This is a genomic window from Micromonospora sp. NPDC023966, assembly GCF_040639095.1.
Taxonomy (GTDB): Bacteria; Actinomycetota; Actinomycetes; order Mycobacteriales; family Micromonosporaceae; genus Micromonospora.
In genome coordinates this window covers 161,604-184,216 of the sequence record NZ_JBEZZJ010000011.1, presented here as the reverse complement: position 1 = coordinate 184,216, position 22,613 = coordinate 161,604, and the positions used below count along the sequence as shown (strand labels likewise).

Here is a 22,613-nt window from a genome sequence, read left to right as displayed (position 1 = left end):
ACCGTCAGCCACGGAGCGATAGCCCTGCGTCGATGGTCAGCCGGCGGGGCGGTCCCAGTCGATGGTGGGCAGGCCGGCGTCGGCGAGCGCCTTGTTGGCCGCGCTGAACGGGCGGCTGCCCAGGAAGCCGCGCGGGTTCATCGGGCTCGGGTGACCGGCCTCCAGCACCACGTGGTTCGGGTTGGTGACCAGGGCGGCCTTCTTGCGCGCGTAGCCGCCCCAGAGCAGGAAGACCACCCGCTGGTCGAGCGCGTCCAGGGCCCGGATGGTGGCGTCGGTGAACTCCTCCCAGCCCTTGTTGGCGTGCGAGCCGGGGGTGGCCTGCCGGACGGTGAGCACCGCGTTGAGCAGCAGCACGCCCTGCGCCGCCCAGCCGTTCAGGTTGCCGCTGGCCGGCTTCGGCACGCCCAGGTCCTCGCCCAGCTCCTTGAACACGTTGCGCAGCGACGGCGGTACCGCCACACCCTCGCGCACGCTGAAGCTCAGCCCGTGCGCCTGCCCCGCCTTGTGGTAGGGGTCCTGCCCGAGGATCAGCACCCGGGTCTCCGCCGGCCCGCACAGCCGGTAGGCCGAGAACAGGTCCTCGACCGGCGGGAACACCGTTCGGCTGGCGTATTCCCCGGCGACGAACTCGGCCAGCGCCGCCGTGCGGGCCGGGTCGAGGTGCGGGGTGAGCGCCGCCCGCCAGGCGTCGGGCAGGAGCGCCAGCAGGTCGAGGGTGGGGGCGTCGTCGGGCATCGGCAACCTTTCACCGCGGCTGATCGGTCCCCGGCACTGTAGGCAGCGGGTATGACAGGCCTCAGTCCAGGGTGGCCAGCCGCCGCGCCCAGTCGCCGCCGACCGGCTCCAGGGTGACCAGCCGGGTGTCGTCGTCCCGCCGGTCGATGCGGACCCGCAGGTGGGCGTCGACCAACTGCTCGACCATCCCCTCGCCCCACTCGACGACGGTCACCGCCTCGTCCACCGAGGCGTCCAGGTCCAGGTCGTCGATCTCGGCGCGCGGGTCGGCCGACTCCCCCAGCCGGTACGCGTCGGCGTGCACCAGGGTCACCCGGCCGCCCCGGGCCGGATCCGGCCGGTGTACCCGGGCGATCACGAAGGTCGGCGAGGTGATGTCGCCGCGCACCCCGAGACCGGCGCCGATGCCCTGGGTCAGCGCTGTCTTGCCGGCGCCCAGCGGGCCGCTGAGCAGCAGCAGGTCGCCCGCGCGCAGCACCCCGGCCAGCCGGCGGCCGAACTCGTGGGTGTCGTCGACCGTCTTGAGCTCCAGCACGACCCTCACAGTGCCACCTCGGCTCGCGACTGCGGGGCTCGCAACCCCGGCTCACTCCTCGCGCTCACAGCGCCACCTCGGCTCGCGACTGCGGGGCTCGCAACCCCGGCTCACTCCTCGCGCTCACAGCGACTCCAGGAACCTCTCCAGCGCCACGTTCACCTCGTCGGCGTGCTCCAGCATCACCACGTGCCCGCTGTCGTGGATCTTCACGAACTCGGCGTGCGGCAGCCGCCGGACGATCTCCTCGGAGTGGGTCACCGGCGTGATCATGTCCTTGTCCCCCACGATCACCAGCACCGGTGTGCCGGCCAGCGCGGCCAGCGCCGGGAACCGGGAATGGGTGGCCAGGGTACGCAGGTAGCGGCTGACCGTGTCGGCCGAGGTGCGCGAGTTCATCTGCTCGACGTACGACACCAGGGCCGGGCTGGGCTTCGGGGTGCCGAAGCCGTACCTGCGGGTGAGCAGCCAGGCCACGTTCGACGTCGACTTGCGGGCCTTGTCGATCACCGTGCCGCCGTACCGGGTGGCGTTGCTCATCATGTAGATCACCGGCGCCCCGACCCGGCCGAGCAGCGCGGGGGCCACCAGCTTGGTCTCCGCGAGCAGCCCGCCCGAGGTGGCCATCAGCACCGTGCCGACCACCCGGTCGCCGAACATCTCTGGGTGAAGCTCGGCCAACGCCATGATCGTCATGCCGCCCATCGAGTGGCCGATCAGCACCAGCGGCCCCTCCGGAGCCACCTCGTCGATCACCCGGCGCAGGGTGTGGCCCAGCGCGGCCAGGTCGTAGTCGCCGCCCTCCAGCTTCCCGGAGCGGCCGTGCCCGGGCTGGTCGTAGGCGACGATCCGGTAGTCACCGCGCTCGGCAAGCAGCTTGCGTTGGAAGTGGAACGTCCCCATGTCCAGGCAGAAGCCGTGCACCAGCACCACGGTCGGGTGCCCGGCGACCGGCCGGGTCGGCTCGACCACCTCCACGTGGACGTCGGTGCCGTCCGGCATCTCCAGCCGGTACGCCGCGTCGTACCGCTGCTCGCCGAAGACCTCGTCGGCGTACGGATCGGTGGGGTCGGACTTGAGGCGGCGGACCAGAACCCGCTCGCTCACCACCCCCGCGGCGAGCCCGGCGGCGGCCACGCCGACCGCGGCGCCGACCAGCCCGGCGACCCGGCCGGCGGCGGTCCGCGGCCGGGGCACCCGGAACCGCTGACTCATGGGCGCTCGCCGTCGTAGACGCGCGGCACCCGGACACCGCCGAACCGGGTCACGATCTCGTAGTTGATGGTGCCGACCGCCGCGGCCCAGTCGTCGGCGGTCGGCTCGCCGTCCGCGCCGCTGCCGAACAGGGTGGCCACGTCCCCGGCGGCCACCTCGTCCTCGCCGCAGTCGATCACGAACTGGTCCATGCAGACGCGCCCGGAGATGGTCCGCCGCTTGCCGGCGAGCTGCACCGGGCCGGTGTTCGAGGCGTGCCGGGGCACCCCGTCGGCGTAGCCGAGCGGGACGACGGCCAGGTTCGCCTCCTGCTCGGTGAGGTAGGTGTGGCCGTAGGAGACGCCGGTGCCGGCCGGGACCCGCTTGGTCAGCATCACCCGGGCCCGGGCGGTCATCGCCGGGCGCAGGCCGAACTGCTCGCCCTCGATCGGCGAGAGACCGTAGACCGCCAGACCGGGGCGGACCAGGTCGAAGTGGGTGTCCGGGCGGGTCAGCGTGGCCGCCGAGTTGGCCAGGTGCCGGTAGCGGGGGCGCAGCCCGGCCCGCTCCACCATCTCCAGCCCCTCGTGGAACACCGCCAACTGCCGGTCGGTGGTGGGGTGGCCGGGCGAGTCCGCGTACACGAAGTGGCTCCACACGCCGACCACCTCGACCAGGCCGTCGGCCTGGGCCTTCGCGGCGGCCTCCAGCAGCGCCGGCCAGTCGGCCACGGTGGCCCCACCGCGGGACAGCCCGGTGTCGATCTTGAGGTGCAGCCGGGCCGGGCGGTCCGCCCGCCGGCCCGCCTCGATCATCTCGTCGAGCTGGGCGAGGCTGGCGCAGCCGAGGTCGACGCCGACCGCGACCCCGTCGTGCAGCGGCAGCCCCGGGTCGAGCAGCCAGGCCAGCACGGGGGCGGTCACCCCCTCCTGGCGCAGCAGGAGCGCCTCGGCGAGGGTGCAGACGCCGAGCCAGTCCGCCCCGGCGTCGAGCGCCGCGCGGGCCGCCGGGACCATGCCGTGGCCGTAACCGTCGGCCTTGACCACCGCCATCAGCTCGGCGCTGGTGCCCGACTTGAGCCGGGCCACGTTCTCCCGGATCGCGTCCAGGTCGACGCGCACCTCCGACTGCCACATGCCCTCAGCCTACTTCCGTCCGTGATCACCGTGGCCGTGAGCCGGACGGCCGGCCGGTCGGCCGCGTGCCGGCGGCCGTCGCGGTCAGGGCAGGCGGGCCAGCACCGGGCGGAGCGCGGTGGCCACGTCGGGCGCGGTCACCGGACCGCCGCGCGCCGCCTCCCGACCGGCCAGCCCGTGCAGGTACGCCGCCGCGACGGCCGCCCGCTCCGGCGCCAGCCCGGCGGCGAGCAGTGAGCCGAGCAGCCCGGCCAGCACATCGCCGGTGCCCCCGGTGGCCAGCACCGGGGTGCCGGTCGGGTTGACGTAGGCCCGGCCGTCCGGGGTGCCGACGATCGTGCGGTCGCCCTTGAGCAGCACCACCGCGTTCATCCAGGCGGCCAGCCGCAGCGCCGCCCCGACCCGGTCCGCCCCCGGGGACTCGCCGCAGAGCCGGGCGTACTCGCGGTCGTGCGGGGTCACCACGATCGGGGCGTCCCGCCCGCGCAGCCGGTCCGCCAACTTGCCGTCGACCAGCAGGGTGAGCGCGTCGGCGTCGAGCACCACCGGCACCGGCGCGGCGAGCACCGCGCGCAGCTCGGCGGCGGCCTCCTCACCGGTGCCCAGCCCCGAGCCGCAGACCCAGGCCTGCACCCGGCCTGCGTCGGCGACCCGGTCGGTGGCGATCACCGACGGGTGCTGGTGCAGCACCTCCGCACGGGCGCCTCCGGCGTAGCGGACCATGCCGGTGGGGCCGTTCAGCGCGCCGCCGACCGAGAGCACGGCCGCGCCCGGGAAGGTGGACGAGCCGGTCGCCACCCCGACCACGCCCCGGCTGTATTTCTCCGAGGACGGGCCGAGCCGGGGCCACCAGTCGACCACGTCGGACCACTCGGTGACGCGCAGCGCCGGGGTGCCGCGCAGCCACGGCTCCAGCCCGATGTCGACCAGCTCGACGTGCCCGGCGAGCGGCGCGGCCGGGCCGACCACCAGTGCGGGCTTCAACGCGCCGAAGGTGACCGTCACGTCGGCGCGCACCGCGCAGGGCCGGCCGGAGGCGGTCAGCGGCACGTGCCCGGTGTCCACCGCGACTCCGCTGGGTACGTCCACCGCGACCACCGTGGCTCGGGTGCCGTCCCGTCCGCTGCGCGCGGCCAGGCTCGCGGCGAGCTGATCGGCGGTCTCCCGGAGCCCGCCGGTGCCGCCGATCCCGACGATGCCGTCGAGCACCAGGTCCACCACGGGCGGCGGCCGGTCGACCACCCGCCCGCCGGCGGCCCGCAGCGCGGCCAGCCCGTCGGCGTGCGCCCGGCCCGGGGTGAGCAGCAGGGCGGCGACCGCCGCGCCCCGGCGGGCCAGGTGCGCGCCCGCGTAGAGGGTGTCGCCGCCATTGTCGCCGGAGCCGACCAGCAGCAGCACCCGGGCGCCGTAGACGCCGCCCCGGTCGCCGAGGAGCAGCGCGCAGCGGCGGGCCAGCCCGGCGGCGGCCCGCTGCATCAGCGCCCCGGGCGGCAGGGTGGCCATCAGGCCCGCCTCCGCCGCGCGTACGTCCGCGACCCGCCACACCGGTCTCATGCCACCCCGTCCCGTCCGTTCGTCCCGTTCGTCCCGGACCGGCCGACCGACCCGGGTCGGCTCACCCCTCCGCGACCACCATGGCCGACGCGATCCCGCCGTCGTGCGACAACGACAGGTGCCAGCGCTTGATCCCGCGCTCGGCCGCCGCGGCGGCCACCGTCCCGGAGACGCTCAGCCACGGCCGGCCGGCCGGGTCGGGCACCACCTCACAGTCGTGCCAGCTCAGCCCGGCCGGCGCGCCGAGCGCCTTGGCCACCGCCTCCTTGGCCGCGAACCGGGCCGCCATCGACTCGGGCCGGCGCGGGTCGCCGGAGCGGGTGTAGCGCTCGGCCTCGGTGAAGAGGCGGTCGGCGAGCAGCGGCGTGCGCGCCAGGGACCGGACGAACCGGTCCACCAGCACGACGTCGATGCCGACAGCCACGATCACGAACCTCACCCTACCGGCGGTCGGGGCCCCGGATCGGCCGGCGGGCGCGCGGTGGAGAACGCCTGTGGAAACCCGGGATCCGCCCCACCGCCCGTTATCCACAGGGCCGGCGCGGGTGGTCCGCCGAGCCGTAGCGTCCCGCTGTCCGTCGGGTTGCAGGGAGGTCGCCATGGGCGAGGAGCCGTTCAGCGTCGAGCCCGAGCTGTTGCGTGGGGTGGCCCGGGAGCTGGTCGACGACGCATATCGGCTGGCCCGCGGGCCGGCCGTCGAGCCGGGGCTGGTGGTGCCGGCCGACGGCTGGTGGGCCGGCGTGGCGCTGGCCGACCTGGAGGCGGCGGTGCAGTGCTGGCGCGGGTCGCTCGCCGCCCGGCTGGCGGCCACCGCCGAGGCGGTCCGGGCCGCCGCCGACGGCTACGAGGCGGTGGACGAGCGGGCCGCCCGCCGTCTCGCCGGGATCCCCCGATGAGCACGGCCGCGGGCCCGCGGGCGGCCGCGCGGGGCGGCCGGGCGCCGAACGGCCCGGTGGCGCGGCGGCAGCATCCGGCGGCCGGAAAGCCGGCACCCCCGGCCGGCGGCCCCCCGGGCCGGCCGCCCGGGCGAACGCGCCCACCCGCCGGGGGTCGGGAGCGGGCGGCCGAGGTGTCGCCGATCGGGTACGCGCAGCTCTGGCGGGCCGACCCGGGGGCCTGGGCCGCCGCCGGGGCGGCCTGGCGAGGGCTGACCGGCCCGGTCCGACGCCGGGCCGACGGGCTGACCGCGCGGATCGGCGCGCTACGTCCCGGCTGGTCCGGCGCGGCCTCGACCACCGCCCAGGGGCGGATCGGCGAGCTGCGTGCCGCGCTGACCGACGTGCTGCCCGCGCTCGTCGAGGTCGACCAGGTGCTCGCCGAGTTCGCCGCCCGGGTGGGCGCGGCCAAGGCCCGGCTCGGCGCCGCCGTGGCGCACGCCGACGCGGGCGGCCTGGTGGTGGACCGGGCCGGGGCGGTCCGGCCCGATCCGGCCCGTCCCCGGTCCGCCGCCCCGGTCGGCCCGGCGGTGGCGCGGGTGGGCGCCGAGATCCGCGACGCGCTGGCGCTGGCCGGCGCGGCGGACCGGGAGGCGGCCGGACGGCTGGCGGAGCTGGCGACGGCGGCGGCGACCGGCTGGGTGCGCGTCCCGCCGGCCTGGCGGCCGTCGCCCGGAGCCGGTCCGGCCGAGGTGAGCCGCTGGTGGGCCGGCCTCACCCCGGCCGAGCGCCGGTGGCTGGTCAGCCACGAGCCGGACCGGGTCGGCCGCCTCGACGGCCTGCCGGTGGCGGCCCGCGACCAGGCCAATCGGCTGCTGCTGACCCGGCGGCGGGCGGAGCTGCTGGCACGGCGGGCGGCGCTGCTCCGCCCACTGCCGGCCGGGCCGCTCGAACTGGCCCGGCTCGCCCGGCTCACCGCGGTGGAGGCGGCGCTGCGCGGCCTCGACGGGCTCGGCGACCGGCTGGCCGCCCCCGGGGCGCCGCGGGCGTACCTGCTGGGGCTGGACCCGGGCGGAGACGGGCGGGCGGTGGTGGCGCTCGGCAACCCCGACCGGGCCGGTGCGGTGGTGACGTACGTCCCGGGGATGACCGCGGACCTCGCCGACGTTCCGGGCGAGCTGGGCCGGGCCGCCCGGGTGCTGGACCGGTGCACGGCGCTCGGGCCGGGGGCCGAGGCGGCGGCCGTGCTCTGGCTGGACTACGACGCGCCGGACTTCCTGCCGGAGGCGGCGCGCGGCCGGCAGGCCGAGGAGGCCGGGCCGGCCCTGCACCGGTTCCAGGAGGGGCTGCGCGCCTCGCACGAGGGGCCGCCGGCCCGGCAGACGGTGCTCGGGCACAGCTACGGCTCGCTGGTGGTCGGCACCGCGGCCCGCGACCACGGGCTGAGCGCCGACGCCCTGGTCTTCGTCGGCTCCCCCGGGGTGGGCGTCGACCACGCCGCCGAGCTGCGGATGCCGCCCGGCCAGGTCTGGGCCGCCACCGCGCCCGACGACGTGATCCGGCTGGCCCGGCCGCCCGACGAGCTGGCCCGCCGGGCGGTGCTGGCCGGCACGCCGCTCGGCCCGGCGGCGGCGCTGCTCGACCCGCACCACGACCGGCTCTGGTTCGGCACCGACCCGAGCACCCCCCGGCTTCGGCGGCCGGCGCTTTCCCAGCGGGCACCACGGGCACGCCGGCTACTGGGATCCCGGCAACCCGGCCCTGGACGGGATGGCCCGGATCGTGCTGGGCCAATGACCGCACGGGGGCCGGAAACGGCGCGGCCCCTCCGCCCTGGGAGGGAGGGGCCGCGACCGGGTCGACTACTCGACGGTGACCGACTTGGCCAGGTTCCGGGGCTGGTCGACGTCGTGCCCGCGGGCGGCGGCGATCTCGGCGGCGAGCACCTGGAGCGGCACCGTGGTCACCAGCGGCGCCAGCAGCGTCGGCGTGCGCGGCACGTAGATCAGGTGGTCGGCGTAGCGGACCACCGCCTCATCGCCCTCCTCCGCGATCACGATGGTGCGGGCGCCGCGGGCGCGCACCTCCTGGATGTTGGAGACGACCTTGTCGTGCAGCATGCCCCGGCCGACCGGCGACGGCACGATGCAGATGACCGGCGTGCCCTTGTCGATCAGCGAGATCGGGCCGTGCTTCAGCTCACCGGCGGCGAAGCCCTCGGCGTGCATGTACGCCAGCTCCTTGAGCTTCAGCGCACCTTCGAGGGCCACCGGGTAGCCCACGTGCCGGCCGATGAACAGCACGGTCGGCTCGGACTTCAGGTCGCGGGCCAGCTCGCGGACCGGCTCGATCCGGTCGAGCAGCTCGCGCAGCTTGCCCGGCATCTCCTGGAGCTGGGCCACCACCGCGCCCACCTCGTCGGCGAACTTGATCCCGCGCACCTGGGCCAGGTGCAGGCCGATCAGGTAGCAGGCGACGACCTGGGTGAGGAACGCCTTGGTGGAGGCGACCGCGATCTCGGGGCCGCCGTGGGTGTAGAGCACCGCGTCGGACTCGCGTGGGATGGTCGAGCCGTTGGTGTTGCAGATGGCCAGCACCCGGGCCTTCTGGTCCTTGGCGTGGCGCAGCGCCATCAGGGTGTCCATGGTCTCGCCGGACTGCGAGATGACCACGATCAGCGTCGACCGGTCCAGCACCGGGTCGCGGTAGCGGAACTCGCTGGCCAGCTCCACCTCGCAGGGGATCCGGGTCCAGTGCTCGATGGCGTACTTGGCGACCAGGCCGGCGTGGTACGAGGTGCCGCAGGCCACGATGAAGATCTTGTCGACGTCGCGCAGGTCCTGCTCGCTGAGGCGGACCTCGTCGAGGGCGATCTCGCCGGTCTCGGTGAGCCGGCCGAGCAGCGTGTCGGCGATCGCCTGCGGCTGCTCCTCGATCTCCTTGAGCATGAACCAGTCGTAGCCACCCTTCTCGGCGGCGGACGAGTCCCAGTCGATGTGGAAGTCCTTGCCGGTCGCGGGCTGGCCGGCGAAGTCGGTGATCTCGATGTTCTCCGGCGTGATCAGGACGATCTGGTCCTGGCCCAGCTCCACCGCGTCGCGGGTGTGCTCGATGAACGCGGCCACGTCGCTGGCCAGGTAGTTCTCGCCGTCGCCGCGGCCGACCACCAGGGGCGAGTTGCGCCGGGCGCCGACCACCGCGCCGGGGATGCCGGCGTCGACGGCGAGCAGCGTGAAGGCGCCCTCCAGCCGCTGGCAGACCAGCCGCATGGCGGAGGCGAGCAGCTGCGGGCTGTCGACCTCGCCGGCCGAGCGCAGGTCGGCCAGCGAGCGGGCGAGCAGGTGCGCGGCGCACTCGGTGTCGGTGTCACTGGCGAACTCGACGCCGTCGGCCTCCAGCTCGGCGCGGAGCTTCGCGAAGTTCTCGATGATGCCGTTGTGGATCACGGCGACCCGGCCGTCCGGGGAGAGGTGCGGGTGGGCGTTTCGGTCGGTCGGGCCGCCGTGGGTGGCCCACCGGGTGTGGCCGATGCTGGTGGTCCCGTCGCCGATGCCGATCGGGCTGGCGGCGCAGGACTCCGGGTCGCTGGCGGCGCGCTCGGCGAGAACCTTCTCCAGGTTGGCCAGCTTGCCGGCCTTCTTCTCGATCAGCAGCTCGTCGTCGCAGACGACCGCGACACCCGCCGAGTCGTAGCCGCGGTACTCCAGCCGCCGCAGTCCGTCCAGCACGATGCCGAGCGCCGGGCGCGCACCGGCGTAACCCACGATTCCACACATGGTCCGCAGCCTAACCCAGTTTCGCTCACCGCGCGTGCTCGGAACTCGGGTTAACGATCACTGAATTTGAGCGAACCGGTGAGCGGATGGCGAGGATCGGACAAACCACCCCGACGGTGGGGCGACCGGGTCCGGGCACCGGACCGAGGGCGGGCGGCTCGGGTCGGCCCCGGCCCGGCACCCGCGTGCGGGTACGTGCGGACTGGTCATCGAGCCGTACATTGAGGGCCCTGGTCGGGGCGACACCCGGCCCCGCCACCCCCGCGGTCGTCCGCGCCGTCCCCTGCGAGCTGAGCCGATGTCCGAGACGACCCCCACCCCCGAGCCGGAAAACAGCGCCGGCCCGAACGACCCGACCGCCCCGCCGGCCGGCCCCGAACCCACCGCCTGGCGGCCGCCGGACCCGCTCGCCGCCCCGCAGCCCTGGGCGCCGCCCGCCCAGTGGGCGCCCGCGCCCTGGACCCAGAGCCCCTGGTCCCCGCCCGGGTCAGCCGCGCCGGGTGGCACCGGAACGCCCCCGCCCGGCCCGGGGACAGTGCCGGGTCCGGCCGGCTGGGCGGCCCCCGGGGCGGCCCCGAGCCCGGCCGGCTGGGCAACGCCGGGTGCGGCACCGCCACCCGCCGGTCCGGACGCACCGGGCGGCACGCCGCGCCCGGCCGTCCCGCCGGTGGACCCGGCCGGCACCCCGAACGCCGCGCCCACGCCGCCCTGGCCCGGGGGCGCTCCGGCTCCGGGATGGCCGGGCGGCGGTCCGGCTCCCGGATGGTCCGGCGGCGCTCCCGCGCCGGGATGGCCCCCGGCCGGCTACCCGCCGCCGTACGCCTACCCCGGAGCGCCCCCGCGCCGGTCGACCGGCGGGTGGGTGGTGGCCGTCGTGGTGACCGTGGTCGTCGCCCTGGTGCTCGCCTTCTGCGGCTGCGTCGGTCTCGGCGCGCTCGGCAGCTTCCTGGACGACCAGACCACCTCGGGGCAGCCGTACGACCGTCCGGAGTTCGACGACGACCTTCCCTGGGAGCCCACGGACTCCGCGCCGCCGGTCCCCGCCACCACCCCGTCCGCCGGGCCGGGCCGGTTCACCGTGGTCTACGAGGTGACCGGCACCGCCGCCGTCGACGTGCAGTTCTACGACGCCAACGCCGACTTCCTCCAGCTCGACGGGGTGCGGTCGCCATGGCGGCTGGCGTTCACCGCGAACGACCGGGAACGGGTGCAGATCATCGCGTCGCCGACCGACTCGGGCGAGGCGAGCTGCCGGATCACCATCAACGGGAAGGTCGTCTCGCAGGACTCGGGCGAGTACGGGGCGACCTGCTTCGGCTGGTGACGCCGGCGGCCGGGACACGCCGTCATGGGGGCGGCGGGGCCGGGACACGGCCGTCTTGCGGCGTCGGCGGCGGGCCGTAGGCTGGCCGGCGTGACGACGACCGATCCACTGGTGGCCCGGATGCGGCCGTTCGGCACCACGATCTTCGCCGAGATGTCGGCGCTGGCCGTGCGCACCGGCGCGGTCAACCTCGGGCAGGGCTTCCCCGACACCGACGGCCCGCCGGAGATGCTCGCCGCGGCCGCCGAGGCGCTGCGCTCCGGCCACAACCAGTACCCGCCGGGCCCGGGCATCCCGGCGCTGCGCGCGGCCGTCGCGGCCCACCAGCGCCGGTTCTGGGACCTGGAGTACGACCCGGACGGCGAGATCGTGGTGACCGCGGGCGCCACCGAGGCGATCGCGGCGAGCATCCTCGCTCTCTGTGAGCCGGGCGACGAGGTGGTCTGCTTCGAGCCCTACTACGACTCGTACGCCGCCTCGATCGCCCTGGCCGGCGCGGTCCGCCGCCCGGTGACGCTGCGTCCCGCCGCCGACGGCCGGTACGCCTTCGACCCGGCGGAGCTGCGGGCGGCGTTCGGGCCGCGTACCCGGCTGGTGCTGCTGAACACCCCGCACAACCCGACCGGCAAGGTGTTCACCGCCGACGAGCTGGCCCTGGTCGCCGAGCTGTGCCAGGAGCACGGCGCGTACGCGGTCACCGACGAGGTCTACGAGCACCTGGTCTTCACCGATGCCGCCGCCCCGCACCTGCCGCTGGCGACGCTCACCGGCATGCGGGAGCGGACGCTCCGCATCTCCTCGGCGGGCAAGACGTTCTCGTGCACGGGCTGGAAGGTCGGTTGGGTGAGCGGCCCGGCGCCGCTGGTCGCCGCGGTGCTGCGGGTGAAGCAGTTCCTCACCTTCGTCAACGCCGGCCCGCTGCAACCGGCCGTGGCGGTGGCGCTCGGCCTGCCGGACGCGTACTTCGCCGATTTCGCCGCCGGCATGCAACAGCGGCGGGACCAGCTCGTCGCCGGCCTCACCAACGCCGGGTTCGGGGTGCTCGCACCGGAGGGGACATACTTCGTCACCGCCGACGTCACCCCGCTCGGCGGGCGGGACGGGGTGGAGTTCTGCCGGTCGCTGCCGGAGCGCTGCGGCGTGGTGGCGGTGCCGACCCAGGTCTTCTACGACGACGCGGAGGCGGGCCGGCGGCTGGTCCGGTTCGCGTTCTGCAAGCGGCCCGAGGTGCTCACCGAGGCGGTCACCCGGCTGCGCGGGCTCAAGGAGGACGGATGACCGACGCGTACGCCGACCGGATGCGCCGGCTCGCCGCGCAGCGCGGCTGCGACACGGTGCTCTCCGGCGTCCGGCCGACCTCGGTGCGGGAGCAGCTCGCGGCCCTCGGGGCGGCCGTCCCGGAGGACCTGCTGCCCGACTTCTACGGCGAGGGCGGGGCGGTGGAGCAGCTGGAGCAGCGGGTCGCCGAGCTGCTCGGCGCGGAGGCGGCCGCCTTCTTTCCCACCGGCACCATGGCCCAGCAGGTCGCGATGCGCTACGGCGCCGAGCTGACCGGCCGGGACGGGGTCGGCCTGCACCCGCTCAGTCACCCGCTGCTGCACGAGCGCGACGCGTACGCGGTGCTCGGCGGGCTGCGGGCGGTGCGGACCACCGAGGCGCCGCGCAACCCGACGGCCGAGGAGATGGCCGCGCTCGACGAGCCGATCGGCACGCTCTTCCTGGAGCTGCCGCTGCGCGACGCCGGCTTCGTCCTGCCGAGCTGGGACGAGCTGGTCGCGGTGACCGGCGTGGCCCGGGAGCGGGGGGCCCGGGTGCACCTGGACGGGGCCCGGCTCTGGGAGTCCACCGTCCACCTGGGGCACTCGGCGGACGAGATCGCGGCCCTGGCCGACAGCACGTACGTCTCGTTCTACAAGTCCCTCGGCGGCCACTCCGGCGCTGCCCTGGCCGGCGACGCCGAGCTGGTCCGGTACGCCCGCGCCTGGCGGCACCGCTACGGGGGCACCCTGTTCCAGCAGTGGCCGGCGGCCCTCGCCGCGCTCACCGGCCTGGAGCGGGAGCTGCCCCGGCTGGCCGGTTACGTGGCGCACGCGAAGCGGGTGGCCGAGGCGCTGGCCGCCGTGCCCGGCGCCCGGGTCCACCCGGCGCCGCCGCACACCCACCAGTTCCGGCTGTGGCTGCCGTATCCGGCCGACGACCTGAACGCGGCCAACCTCGCCCTCGCCGAGGAGGAGAAGGCGTGGTTCGCCGGCGGCTGGCGGGACACCGAGGTGCCCGGCCTGGCGCTGACCGAGGTGACGGTGGCCGGACCCGCGCTGGAGCTGGACCCCGATCAGATCCTCGACCTCGCCGACCGGTTCCTGCGCCGGGTGGCGTCCCGCTGACCCCGGCCTGACGGCCCGCCGTTCCGGGCCGGGCACGGCTATCCGTGCGAGTGGGGCAGCGCCCCGCAGCAGGCCGGCCCGTGGAGCGCCGCGGCCGGGTCAGCCGGTGGAACGCGCGGGGCGGGCTTCCGCTGTCGGCGTCGCCGGGCCCGGCCGGTCTGTCGCCAACGCCCGGAGCACGGCACCCCCGTCGGCGAGCAGCGCCGCCTCGGCGTCGTCGACGAAGGCGAGATCCGCCTCGACGTGCCGGGCTGCGGCGGAGAGCAGCAGCCGGACCACCGGGTCCTCGGAACGGCGGCGCAGCCCGTCCAGGTTGCGCAGCTCCCGCAGCAGGTGAGCGCGTTGATTGGCGAGCACGGTCCGGACGACGGCAGCCTCGCCGGACCGGGCCGCGGCGGTGACCTTGAGGAAGAAGTCGTCCCGGAAGCCGCCGCTGCGCGGGCTGGGCTCGGCGAGCCAGCGGTCCAGCTCGGTCCGGCCGGCCGGGGTGATCTCGTAGACCACCCGGTCGGGCTTGACCGGTTGGGCCTGCCGCTCGGCGACCACCAGTCCGTCCCGGGAGAGCCGGTCGAGGATCTGGTAGAGGTGCCCGATGTTGAGCGGGCCCCACTGCGGGCCGACCGCCCCCTCGAAGGCGCCCTTCAGCTCGTAGCCGTAGCTGGGGCCGCGGGCGAGCAGGGCCAGGACCGCGTGCTGGATCGCCACCGTCTCCTCCGATCCGGTTCCGGACAGGCACCCCGAAGGGGCCTTGCATTGTCACAATGTATCGCGCACCGTGTGAGTCAGCACACGGGGAGGCGCGAATGTTCCACGTCATCTGGGGGCAGCTTCGTGGCCGTGCGGGACGGTCGGTGGCGCTGCTGGTCGGCGTGCTGGTGGCGACCACCGGCTTCGTCGTGCTGACCGGGGCCACCACCACCTCGCGGCTGGCCGTCACCGGCACCGTCGAGCGGAACACCCGAGCGGCCTACGACATCCTGGTCCGTCCGAAGGGGACGCGCACGCCGCTGGAGGCGACGCGCGGCCTGGTGCGGCCCAACTACCTCTCGGACACGTACGGCGGCATCACCACGACCCAGTACGAGCGGGTCAAGGCAATCGCCGGAGTGGACGTGGCGGCGCCCATCGCGATGATCGGTTACTCGACCTCGGCGGTCCCAATGCGGCTGGATTTCACCGCGGCGGTCGACCGGTCACTCGACCGGCAGGTGATCCGGCTCGACCCCACCTATGTCGCCGAGCGCGGCCTGTCCGCCGCGCCGGGCAGGCCGCGCTACGTGTACGTGACCAAGCACCCCCTCATCTATCCGGTCTTCGACCCGGCGGATCTGAGCGAGTTCCGCTACAGCGACGGCCGACGCTACCGGGTGGACGACGTCTGCGGACCGGTCGCGCGCGAGGTGCTGCCGGACGGCAGCAGCCGGCCGATCTGCGACCCACAGCGCGGCGCCCTGATCGGCAACCGCGGCACGCTCTCCGAGCGGGACAACTGGTGGGTGGTCCCGGTCCGGCTGCTGCCGGACGGCCGCTTCGCGGCGGAGAACGGCGTCCTGACACGAGACGGTGACGGCTCCACCGCCACCGCCGACCGCCTGACCGTGTCCGAGGCGGTCACCGTGCCGTTCCTGCTCGCCGCCGTCGACCCGGACGCGGAACAGCGCCTCGTCGGCCTGGCGGGCAGCGTGGTGGACGGCCGCCCCCTGCGGGCCGGCGACGCGGTGAGCGAGAGGCTGCTCGGCACCGCCCGCAACCGGTCGGTTCCGGTGCTGGCCACCAGTCGCCCCTATCTCGACAGCGAGCTGCGGGCCAGGCTCACCCGGCTGCCCGCCGCCCGGCCGGCCGGAATGCCGGCCATCGAGCTGGAGGAGGGGCTCCGGCGGGCAGCCGGCACGCCGGCCGGGGTGGCCCGGGCGGAACTGGCGGACGCCTATCGGAGCCAGCTCGCGGCAGGGATCTCCGAGCAGGGTGAATGTTGTTTCGGGCAGCTGCAGATCATCACGCAGCCCGGTGTCGTGGCGTACGACGAGCGACCCGGCGGCGAGCTGCGAGCCGCCGCGGTGCCGCCGGCCGCACCGGAGGTCTTCGGGAACGAACGCGACTTCAGCTGGCTGCCCCGTCCCTGGCTCACGGAGGACGTCGGGGCGCGTACCCTGCGCCGGCTTCCCCTGCCCAGCGGCGGGGCCATCACCCCGTTCCGGCAGTGGCGGGCGGTCGGCGTGTTCGACCCGGAGAAGCTGACCGGCTTCAGCGACCTGGGCGAGGTGCCGCTGGAGACGTACGAGCCGCCGAAGGCCGAGGGCGCCGACGAGCGCAGCCGGGCCGCGCTGGGCGGCCGGCCGCTGGAGCCGAGCGGCAACCCGGCCGGCTACCTCTCCGCGCCACCGTTGCTACTGACCAACCTGGCCAGCCTGCCCAAGCTGCTGGAGGGCGGCGGCACCGCGCAGCGCACCGCGCCGATCAGCGCGATCCGGGTCCGGGTCGCCGACGTGCAGGGTTACAGCGAGCGCTCCGCCGAGCGGGTCCGACTCATCGCCGAGCGGATCACCCAGACCACCGGCCTCGACGTCGACATCACCCTCGGGTCCTCTCCCGCGCCGCAGACCGTGGAGCTGCCGGCCGGCGCGTTCGGCCGTCCCGCGCTGCGGTTGAGCGAGAACTGGTCGGCGCTCGGCGTGGCCGCCGTCATCACGAAGGCCGTCGACCGCAAGAGCACGGCACTCTTCCTTCTGGTGCTGGTGGTCTGCGTGCTCTTCCTCGGCAACGCGGTGTCCGCCGCGGTCCGGGACCGCCGTCCCGAGCTGGCGGTTCTGGCCTGCCTGGGCTGGCCGGCCCGCCGGATCGGCGCGCTGATCCTCGGCGAGGTCGCCGCGCTGGGTGTCGCCGCCGGGCTGCTCTCCGTCGGTCTGGCGTTCCCGCTCGGCGTGGCCCTGGACATCGGCGTCGACTGGCCGCGGGCGCTGCTCGCCGTACCGGTGGCTCTGCTGCTGGCGTTGGTCGCCGGCGTGGCGCCGGCGCTGCGAGCCGCGCGCGCCCACCCGGCCGCCGCGTTGCGCCCCCCGGTGGTCAACGCCCGGTGGGTACGCCGACCGCGCACCCTGCCCGGCCTGGCCCTGGTGAACCTGGTGCGGACGCCCGGCCGCACCCTGCTCGGTGCCGGCGCTCTGGCCATCGGGGTGGCCGCGCTGACGGTGGTGGCCGCCGCCGCGTACGCCTTCCGCGGCGCCATCGTGGGAAGTCTGCTCGGCGACACCGTCTCGCTCGGCGTGCGCGGCGCCGACGCCCTCGCGGCGGGGGCCACGGTGCTGCTCGGGGCCGGCGCGGTCGCCGACGTGCTCTACCTGAACATCCGGGACCGCGCCGCCGAACTCGCCACGCTGCGTGCCACCGGTTGGACCGACGCCGCGTTGGCGCGTCTGGTCGGCTACGAGGGCTTCGCGCTCGGCGCGCTCGGCGCGGTCACCGGCGCCGGCCTCGGGCTCCTCGGAGCCGCCTGGCTGGTCGGCGACCTGCCGGCGGCGCTGGTGGCGGTGGCCGCCGCCACGGCGCTGGCCGGAGTGCTGGTCACCTGCCTGGCCGCGCTCGTCCCGGCCGCGCTGCTGCGCCGCCTTCCCACCGCACGACTGCTGGCAGAGGAGTGATCATGGATGCGACGACGGGCAGTACGGTACGTACCGCCGGGCTCGTCCGGCAGTTCCGCAGCGGCACCGAGCGGCTCACCGCCGTCGACGACGTTTCGCTGGAGATCACGCCGGGATCGGTGGTGGCGCTGACCGGGCCGAGCGGCTCCGGCAAGTCCACGCTGCTGCACCTCATCGGTGCGATCGAGCAGGCGGACCGCGGCACGGTGACGGTGGACGACGTGGAGGTCACCGCGCTCCGCCGGGCCGCGCTGGCCCGGTACCGCCAGCGGGTCGGTTTCGTCTTCCAGCGCTACCACCTGCTGCCGGCGCGGACCGTGCTGGACAACGTGATCGCGCCGGTTCTGCCCCGTCGGGGCCGCGCCGACCACACGGTCCGCGCCCGCGAGTTGCTGGACGCGGTGGGGCTGGCCGGCCGGGAACGCGCGCTGCCCGCCCAGCTCTCGGGAGGCCAGCAGCAGCGGGTGGCGATCGCCCGGGCCCTGATGGGCGCGCCCCGGCTCCTGCTGGCCGACGAGCCGACCGGCAACCTCGACTCGACCAGCGGCGCCCAGATCCTCGACCTGCTGCTCGACCTGCGCGACCAGCACGGGATGACGATCCTGCTCGCCACTCACGAACAGGCGATCGCCGCCCGGTGCGACCGTCTGATCCGTCTCGGCGACGGCCGGCTGGTCGAAGACGTGGACCTCACCGACGGCGAGGACCCGGCCGACACGTACGACCGGATCACGCGGCTGCGTCTGTAACCGGGTCAGGCCACCGGGCTGGCGCTGTGGACCTGATCCGCGATGCGCTCGGCGACGGCCCGGGCGGTCGCCTCGGTGGCGGCCTCGACCATGACACGCACCAGCGGCTCGGTGCCGGACGGGCGGAGCAGCACCCGGCCGGTCTCGCCCAGCTCTGCCTCGGCCCGCTCCACCTCGGCGCGGACGCCCGGTGCGGCGGCGCCGACCGTGCGGTCGCCGACCGGCACGTTGATCAGCACCTGGGGCAGCTTGGTGACCACGGCGGCCAGGTCGGCGAGGGACCTGCCGGTGGCGGCCATCCGCGACATCAGGTGCAGGCCGGTGAGCACGCCGTCGCCGGTGGTCGCGTACGCCGGCATCACGATGTGCCCGCTCTGCTCGCCGCCCAGCGCCAGCCCGGAGGCGCGCAGCTCCTCCAGCACGTACCGGTCGCCGACCTTGGTCTCGACCAGCCGGATGCCCTGCGCGGACATGGCCAGCCGCAGGCCGAGGTTGCTCATCACGGTGGCGACCAGGGTGTCCTGGGTCAGCTCGCCGGCCTCCCGCATGGCCAGGGCGAGGATCGCCATGACCTGGTCGCCGTCGACCTCCTCGCCGTCGGCGGTGACCGCGACGCAGCGGTCGGCGTCGCCGTCGTGGGCGATGCCGAGGTGCGCGCCGTGCTCGACGACGGCGGCGCGCAGCGCGTCGATGTGGTTGGAGCCGCAGTCGTCGTTGATGTTCAGGCCGTCCGGCTCGGCGTAGATGGCGATCACCTCGGCGCCGGCCTCCTGGTATGCCACCGGGGCGACCTCGGCGGCCGCGCCGTTGGCGCAGTCGACCACGACCTTGATCCCCTCCAGCCGGTGCGGCACGGTGCCGACCAGGTGCTGGACGTAGTGGTCGGCGCCGTCGAGCAGGTCGTGCACCCGGCCGACCCCGGCGCCGATCGGGCGCTCCCAGGCGGTGGTGGCGTTCGCCTCGACGGCGGCCTCGATCCGCATCTCGATCTCGTCGGGCAGCTTGTGCCCGCCGGCGGCGAAGAGCTTGATGCCGTTGTCCGGCATCGGATTGTGCGAGGCGGAGAGCATCACGCCCAGGTCTGCCTTGGCCTCGGCGGTGAGGAACGCGACCGCGGGGGTGGGCAGCACGCCGACCCGGACCACGTTGGCGCCGGCGCTGGTCAGCCCCGCGACCACGGCGGCCTCCAGCATCTCGCCGCTGGCCCTGGTGTCCCGGCCGACCACGGCGAGCGGCGGATGGCTCTTGTCGGTCTCGGCCAGTGTGTGGGCGGCGGCCACCGCCACCGCGAGCGCCAACTCCGGGGTGAGATCCGCGTTCGCCCGCCCGCGTACGCCGTCCGTGCCGAACAACCGGCCCATACCCGCCAACCTCCGATGAACTGCCGTTGAGAGGAGAAAAGCGGAACGGCCGGGCCACCTCCCCGGGAAGGGAGGCGGACCCGGCCGTCCGTCAGAAGTACAAGGCGCTGCTGGTGATCAGCGCTTCGAGTACTGGGGAGCCTTACGGGCCTTCTTGAGGCCGTACTTCTTGCTCTCCTTGACCCGGGCGTCACGGGTCAGGAAGCCGGCCTTCTTCAGGGCCGGGCGGTCGTCGGGCTCGCTGACGATCAGCGCCCGGGCGATGGCGAGCCGCAGCGCGCCGGCCTGGCCGGTGGTGCCGCCGCCCCGCAGGTTGGCGATCACGTCGAAGGCCTCGGGCTTCTCGGCGGTGACCAGCGGGTCCTTGATGAGCTGCTGGTGCACCTTGCTCGGGAAGTAGGCCTCGAGGTCGCGGCCGTTGCAGGTGATCTTGCCGCTGCCCGGGACGATGCGGACCCGGACGATGGCCTCCTTGCGCCGACCCACGGTCTGGATCGGGCGGTCGCCACGAGGCGCGCGGGCGACGGGCGCCGGCGCCTCGGTGGCCTCGGGGGCAACCTCGGTGGCGGTGATGTCGGTCATGCTGCTTCCTTCGCCCGCGCTCACTGCGCGATCTGCTTGATCTCGAACGGCACCGGCTGCTGCGCGGCGTGCGGGTGCTCGGCACCGGCGTAGACCTTCAGCTTCTTGAGAATCTGACGGCCCAGCTTGTTGTGCGGGAGCATGCCCTTCACGGCCAGCTCGATGGCCCGCTCGGGCCGCTTGGTCAGCAGCTCGTCGTAGCCGACCTGCTTCAGACCACCCGGGTAGCCGGAGTGGCGGTAAGCGATCTTGGTCTGCCGCTTGTTGCCGGTCAGCGCGACCTTGCCCGCGTTCACGATGACGACGAAGTCGCCCGTGTCGACGTGCGGCGCGAAAGTCGGCTTGTGCTTACCACGCAGCAGCGTGGCGGCGTGGGTCGCGAGGCGGCCCAGCACGACATCAGAGGCGTCGATGACGTGCCACTGACGCTCGATCTCACCCGGCTTCGGGCTGTACGTACGCACAGGTCTACCTTGTCTCGTCGTCGGTCTGGGGTCGCGCGCCGAGGTGACCAGGCGCGCACGAACGACCAAGCGTACCTGATGCGGCACGCCTAAGAATGTCGTACAACAGCAGGCAACGATACCCGGCCGCCCGGCGGCAGGTCAAAACGGGGTGTCACCCCGCGTGGCCTGCGCCTTTTCCCCATGGCGGAGGTCACACGCCGGACAGCTTACGCGGCCCCGGCCGCAGGTACACCACCCAGGTCACCAGAAAGCAGAGCGCGTACCAGCCGATGAAGGCCAGGTAGGCGGCGTCGGCGGTGCCGGCAGTCAGGAACGACTGCCGGAACGCCACGTTCACCAGCACCCCGCCCGAGGCGCCGACCGCCCCGGCGATGCCGATCAGCGCCCCGGAGAGCCGCCGGGCCCGCCGCTCGGCCCCCTCCCGGCCCCCGGTCAGCTCCGCCTCGGCCAAGGCCCGGGCCCGGAAGATCGCCGGGATCATCTTGTAGGTCGACCCGTTGCCGACCCCGGAGAAGACGAACAGCGCCAGGAACCCGGCCAGGTAGAGCGGGAAGGACCGGTCCCGGGCGGCGTACAGGACCAGCGCGGCGCCGAGGGCCATCGCCACGAAGTTCCAGAAGGTGACCCGGGCCCCGCCGAGCCGGTCGGCGAGGTGGCCGCCGAACGGCCGGATCAGCGAGCCGATCAGCGGCCCGAGGAAGGTCAGCCAGGCGGCGTCGACCGGGGTCGGGAACCGGTCGTGGAACTGGAGCTGGAGCACCTGGCCGAAGGCGAAACCGAAGCCGATGAACGAGCCGAAGGTGCCGATGTAGAGCAGGGACATCACCCAGGTGTGCGGGTCGCGGGCCGCCGCGCGCAGGGCGCCGGGCTCGTTGCGCGCCCCGGGGACGTTGTCCAGCCCGCGCGCCGCGGCGAGCGCCGCGAGCACGATCAGCGGCAGGTAGACCGCCGGCACCAGCCGGGGGTACGCGGCTCCGGCGCTGGCCAGCACCGCCAGCCCGACGAGCTGTACGGCCGGCACGCCGAGGTTGCCGCCGCCGGCGTTGAGCCCGAGCGCCCGGCCCTTGAGCCGCTCGGGGAAGAACAGGTTGATGTTGGCCATGGAGGAGGCGAAGTTGCCGCCGCCGACGCCGGTCAGGCAGGCCAGCACCATGAGCGTGGCGTACGACACGCCGGGCTCGATCAGCACCGCCATGGGCACGGCCGGCACCAGCAGCAGCAGCGCGCTCACGATGGTCCAGTTCCGCCCGCCGAACCGGGCCACGGCCAGCGTGTAGGGCAGCCGCAGCACCCCTCCCAGCGCGGCCGGCACGGCGGTGAGCAGGAACTTCCCGGCCGGGTCGAGGCCGTACTCGGGGCCCAGGAAGAGCACCATCACCGACCAGAGGCTCCACACGGAGAAGCCGACGTGCTCGACGAAGATCGAGACGTACAGGTTGCGGCGGGCGACCGGCGCGCCGGTCGTGGCCCAGAACTCCGGGTCCTCCGGACGCCATTCGGTGATCCGTCCCGAGCGCCCGGCGGCGGCCGGGGCCAGGGTGGGGGAAGCGAGCGTGCTCACGGCGACTCCTCCTCGTCGATGACGAGGGGGACGCTAGGAACGGGCGGTTTCCCGGCCGTGCCCGTCGCGGGTCGGTCCGGAAACGGAGATCGCACGTCCGCCGGAGGGCGGCGGTGAAACGCCTCAGATCTCCTGGAGGATGCGCAGCGCGCGGCCGACCCGCTGCATGGTCTCGGTGTCGGCCACGTCCACGCACTCGGTGAACCACTTCTTCATGGGCGAGGAGAGCCGGTCAGGCATCACCACGTAGCCGCCCATCCGCACGGCCAGGGGCGAATCACGCAGCAGTGACTCGTCGACCACCTCGACCACGATCACGATCGGCACGGCGGTGGAGTTGTAGACGTCGGAGCTGATGACCAGGCCGAGCCGTTCCCGGGCGCCGGAGATGCGCCAGATCTCTCCCCTACGCAACACGCGGGCGCCCGCCCCCGAACAGCGCGTCATCGACCAGTGCGACCTCCTGGGCGTCGGCCAGGGCGGCGGACTCCAGGTCCAGACCGGCGCGGGCGACCGCCTCGGCGTGCGCGGTGAAGACCTCGCGCAGCGCCTTCTCGCGGGCGGCCTGGTCCATCCAGGCGGAGAGGGAGAGCCCTTCCCGCTTGGCGAACCGGCGCGCCTCCTCGATCGTCTCGTCGGAGAACGACAGTGTCACCTTGGCGGTCATGCCGGACAGATTACCCATCGGTATGACCATCAGTCATCCCCGCTTGCGCCCGTCGCCGAACCGGACAGCCGG

The 22,613-nt window shown here is 74.8% G+C and carries 21 protein-coding genes and 1 pseudogene; 7 read left to right on the top strand and 15 right to left on the bottom strand.

The genetic code is table 11. From position 1 onward, the window contains the following. Positions 1-36: 36 nt before the first annotated feature. The 6 genes from ung to AB0F68_RS17360 form a co-directional block, all read right to left on the bottom strand. On the bottom strand, positions 37-738 hold the full coding sequence (gene ung, locus AB0F68_RS17385) for a uracil-DNA glycosylase (protein ID WP_357338952.1): 702 nt from the start codon (positions 736-738) through the stop codon (positions 37-39). Positions 739-799: 61 nt separating this feature from the next. Next, positions 800-1,282, bottom strand: a complete 483-nt coding sequence (tsaE, locus tag AB0F68_RS17380) for a tRNA (adenosine(37)-N6)-threonylcarbamoyltransferase complex ATPase subunit type 1 TsaE (RefSeq protein WP_357338949.1) — start codon at positions 1,280-1,282, stop codon at positions 800-802. A 114-nt stretch (positions 1,283-1,396) separates the two neighbouring features. Then, entirely contained in the window at positions 1,397-2,488 is a 1,092-nt protein-coding gene (locus AB0F68_RS17375; protein WP_357338947.1) for an alpha/beta hydrolase, read from the bottom strand. Next, complete coding sequence (gene alr / locus AB0F68_RS17370; RefSeq protein ID WP_357338944.1) at positions 2,485-3,603, bottom strand: alanine racemase; 1,119 nt, start codon at positions 3,601-3,603, stop codon at positions 2,485-2,487. Before alr ends, AB0F68_RS17375 begins: the two co-directional genes overlap by 4 nt. A gap of 84 nt (positions 3,604-3,687) precedes the next feature. Beyond that, on the bottom strand, positions 3,688-5,157 hold the full coding sequence (locus AB0F68_RS17365; RefSeq protein WP_357338942.1) for an NAD(P)H-hydrate dehydratase: 1,470 nt from the start codon (positions 5,155-5,157) through the stop codon (positions 3,688-3,690). Positions 5,158-5,218: 61 nt separating this feature from the next. Continuing rightward, complete coding sequence (locus tag AB0F68_RS17360) at positions 5,219-5,587, bottom strand: holo-ACP synthase (protein ID WP_357338939.1); 369 nt, start codon at positions 5,585-5,587, stop codon at positions 5,219-5,221. 169 nt (positions 5,588-5,756) lie between these two features. On the opposite strand from AB0F68_RS17360, the gene AB0F68_RS17355 reads away from it, so the two are divergent. Continuing rightward, positions 5,757-6,053, top strand: a complete 297-nt coding sequence (locus tag AB0F68_RS17355; RefSeq protein WP_357338936.1) for a type VII secretion target — start codon at positions 5,757-5,759, stop codon at positions 6,051-6,053. Next, positions 6,050-7,537: pseudogene (locus tag AB0F68_RS17350) on the top strand (alpha/beta hydrolase); the annotation flags it as partial. The gene AB0F68_RS17355 and the pseudogene AB0F68_RS17350, both read left to right, overlap by 4 nt. Here the strand turns inward: AB0F68_RS17350 and AB0F68_RS17345 are convergent. Together AB0F68_RS17345 and glmS are read right to left on the bottom strand one after the other, a co-directional pair. Continuing rightward, positions 7,432-7,704, bottom strand: coding sequence for a hypothetical protein (locus AB0F68_RS17345; RefSeq protein ID WP_357338934.1), 273 nt, complete (start codon positions 7,702-7,704; stop codon positions 7,432-7,434). The pseudogene AB0F68_RS17350 and the gene AB0F68_RS17345 overlap by 106 nt on opposite strands. 190 nt (positions 7,705-7,894) lie before the next feature. After that, positions 7,895-9,808, bottom strand: coding sequence for a glutamine--fructose-6-phosphate transaminase (isomerizing) (gene glmS, locus AB0F68_RS17340; protein ID WP_357338932.1), 1,914 nt, complete (start codon positions 9,806-9,808; stop codon positions 7,895-7,897). Between the two features lie 298 nt (positions 9,809-10,106). On the opposite strand from glmS, the gene AB0F68_RS17335 reads away from it, so the two are divergent. The 3 genes from AB0F68_RS17335 to AB0F68_RS17325 all read left to right on the top strand — a co-directional run bounded on the left by AB0F68_RS17335 (position 10,107) and on the right by AB0F68_RS17325 (position 13,516). Continuing rightward, positions 10,107-11,132 carry an MmpS family transport accessory protein gene (locus AB0F68_RS17335; protein WP_357338930.1) on the top strand — a complete coding sequence of 342 codons (1,026 nt, stop codon included), beginning with the start codon at positions 10,107-10,109 and terminating at the stop codon, positions 11,130-11,132. Positions 11,133-11,222: 90 nt separating this feature from the next. After that, the gene (locus AB0F68_RS17330; RefSeq protein ID WP_357338928.1) at positions 11,223-12,410 is read left to right on the top strand and encodes a pyridoxal phosphate-dependent aminotransferase; all 1,188 of its coding nucleotides are present in this window, start codon (positions 11,223-11,225) and stop codon (positions 12,408-12,410) included. Continuing rightward, complete coding sequence (locus tag AB0F68_RS17325) at positions 12,407-13,516, top strand: beta-eliminating lyase-related protein (RefSeq protein WP_357338926.1); 1,110 nt, start codon at positions 12,407-12,409, stop codon at positions 13,514-13,516. The genes AB0F68_RS17330 and AB0F68_RS17325 overlap by 4 nt, the downstream gene beginning before the upstream one ends. A gap of 99 nt (positions 13,517-13,615) precedes the next feature. On the opposite strand, the gene AB0F68_RS17320 is transcribed toward AB0F68_RS17325, so the two are convergent. After that, on the bottom strand, positions 13,616-14,221 hold the full coding sequence (locus tag AB0F68_RS17320) for a helix-turn-helix transcriptional regulator (protein WP_357338924.1): 606 nt from the start codon (positions 14,219-14,221) through the stop codon (positions 13,616-13,618). A 98-nt stretch (positions 14,222-14,319) separates the two neighbouring features. Between AB0F68_RS17320 and AB0F68_RS17315 the strand changes: the two genes are divergently transcribed. Both AB0F68_RS17315 and AB0F68_RS17310 read left to right on the top strand, forming a co-directional pair. Further along, positions 14,320-17,154: an FtsX-like permease family protein gene (locus AB0F68_RS17315; protein WP_357338922.1), complete on the top strand. Its 2,835-nt coding sequence runs from the start codon at positions 14,320-14,322 to the stop codon at positions 17,152-17,154. Positions 17,155-17,156: 2 nt separating this feature from the next. Next, positions 17,157-17,903 (top strand): ABC transporter ATP-binding protein, encoded by a 747-nt coding sequence (locus AB0F68_RS17310; protein ID WP_357338919.1) that lies wholly within the window; start codon positions 17,157-17,159, stop codon positions 17,901-17,903. A gap of 5 nt (positions 17,904-17,908) precedes the next feature. Here the strand turns inward: AB0F68_RS17310 and glmM are convergent, their stop codons facing one another. From glmM to AB0F68_RS17280, 6 genes are all read right to left on the bottom strand, one after another. Then, a complete protein-coding gene (gene glmM, locus AB0F68_RS17305; RefSeq protein WP_357338908.1) occupies positions 17,909-19,264 on the bottom strand; it encodes a phosphoglucosamine mutase in 1,356 nt (451 codons plus the stop codon). A gap of 117 nt (positions 19,265-19,381) precedes the next feature. After that, positions 19,382-19,846, bottom strand: coding sequence for a 30S ribosomal protein S9 (rpsI, locus tag AB0F68_RS17300; protein ID WP_088991922.1), 465 nt, complete (start codon positions 19,844-19,846; stop codon positions 19,382-19,384). Between the two features lie 20 nt (positions 19,847-19,866). Beyond that, positions 19,867-20,310 (bottom strand): 50S ribosomal protein L13, encoded by a 444-nt coding sequence (rplM, locus tag AB0F68_RS17295; protein ID WP_357338898.1) that lies wholly within the window; start codon positions 20,308-20,310, stop codon positions 19,867-19,869. A gap of 193 nt (positions 20,311-20,503) precedes the next feature. Next, a complete protein-coding gene (locus tag AB0F68_RS17290; protein ID WP_357338896.1) occupies positions 20,504-21,874 on the bottom strand; it encodes a nitrate/nitrite transporter in 1,371 nt (456 codons plus the stop codon). A 123-nt stretch (positions 21,875-21,997) separates the two neighbouring features. Further along, positions 21,998-22,321, bottom strand: a complete 324-nt coding sequence (locus AB0F68_RS17285) for a type II toxin-antitoxin system PemK/MazF family toxin (protein WP_357338894.1) — start codon at positions 22,319-22,321, stop codon at positions 21,998-22,000. Continuing rightward, entirely contained in the window at positions 22,281-22,571 is a 291-nt protein-coding gene (locus tag AB0F68_RS17280) for a DUF6364 family protein (protein ID WP_357338873.1), read from the bottom strand. The genes AB0F68_RS17285 and AB0F68_RS17280 overlap by 41 nt, the downstream gene beginning before the upstream one ends. Positions 22,572-22,613: the final 42 nt, after the last annotated feature.

Excerpts from the sequence above, each read along its gene's own strand:
- ung (WP_357338952.1), bottom strand. The coding sequence starts at position 738 with ATGCCCGACGACGCCCCCACCCTCGACCTGCTGGCGCTCCTGCCCGAC.
- AB0F68_RS17375 (WP_357338947.1), bottom strand. The coding sequence starts at position 2,488 with ATGAGTCAGCGGTTCCGGGTGCCCCGGCCGCGGACCGCCGCCGGCCGG.
- alr (WP_357338944.1), bottom strand. The coding sequence starts at position 3,603 with ATGTGGCAGTCGGAGGTGCGCGTCGACCTGGACGCGATCCGGGAGAAC.
- AB0F68_RS17365 (WP_357338942.1), bottom strand. The coding sequence starts at position 5,157 with ATGAGACCGGTGTGGCGGGTCGCGGACGTACGCGCGGCGGAGGCGGGC.
- AB0F68_RS17355 (WP_357338936.1), top strand. The coding sequence starts at position 5,757 with ATGGGCGAGGAGCCGTTCAGCGTCGAGCCCGAGCTGTTGCGTGGGGTG.
- glmS (WP_357338932.1), bottom strand. The coding sequence starts at position 9,808 with ATGTGTGGAATCGTGGGTTACGCCGGTGCGCGCCCGGCGCTCGGCATC.
- AB0F68_RS17335 (WP_357338930.1), top strand. The coding sequence starts at position 10,107 with ATGTCCGAGACGACCCCCACCCCCGAGCCGGAAAACAGCGCCGGCCCG.
- AB0F68_RS17325 (WP_357338926.1), top strand. The coding sequence starts at position 12,407 with ATGACCGACGCGTACGCCGACCGGATGCGCCGGCTCGCCGCGCAGCGC.
- AB0F68_RS17315 (WP_357338922.1), top strand. The coding sequence starts at position 14,320 with ATGTTCCACGTCATCTGGGGGCAGCTTCGTGGCCGTGCGGGACGGTCG.
- AB0F68_RS17310 (WP_357338919.1), top strand. The coding sequence starts at position 17,157 with ATGGATGCGACGACGGGCAGTACGGTACGTACCGCCGGGCTCGTCCGG.
- glmM (WP_357338908.1), bottom strand. The coding sequence starts at position 19,264 with ATGGGCCGGTTGTTCGGCACGGACGGCGTACGCGGGCGGGCGAACGCG.
- rpsI (WP_088991922.1), bottom strand. The coding sequence starts at position 19,846 with ATGACCGACATCACCGCCACCGAGGTTGCCCCCGAGGCCACCGAGGCG.
- AB0F68_RS17285 (WP_357338894.1), bottom strand. The coding sequence starts at position 22,321 with ATGACGCGCTGTTCGGGGGCGGGCGCCCGCGTGTTGCGTAGGGGAGAG.
- AB0F68_RS17280 (WP_357338873.1), bottom strand. The coding sequence starts at position 22,571 with ATGGTCATACCGATGGGTAATCTGTCCGGCATGACCGCCAAGGTGACA.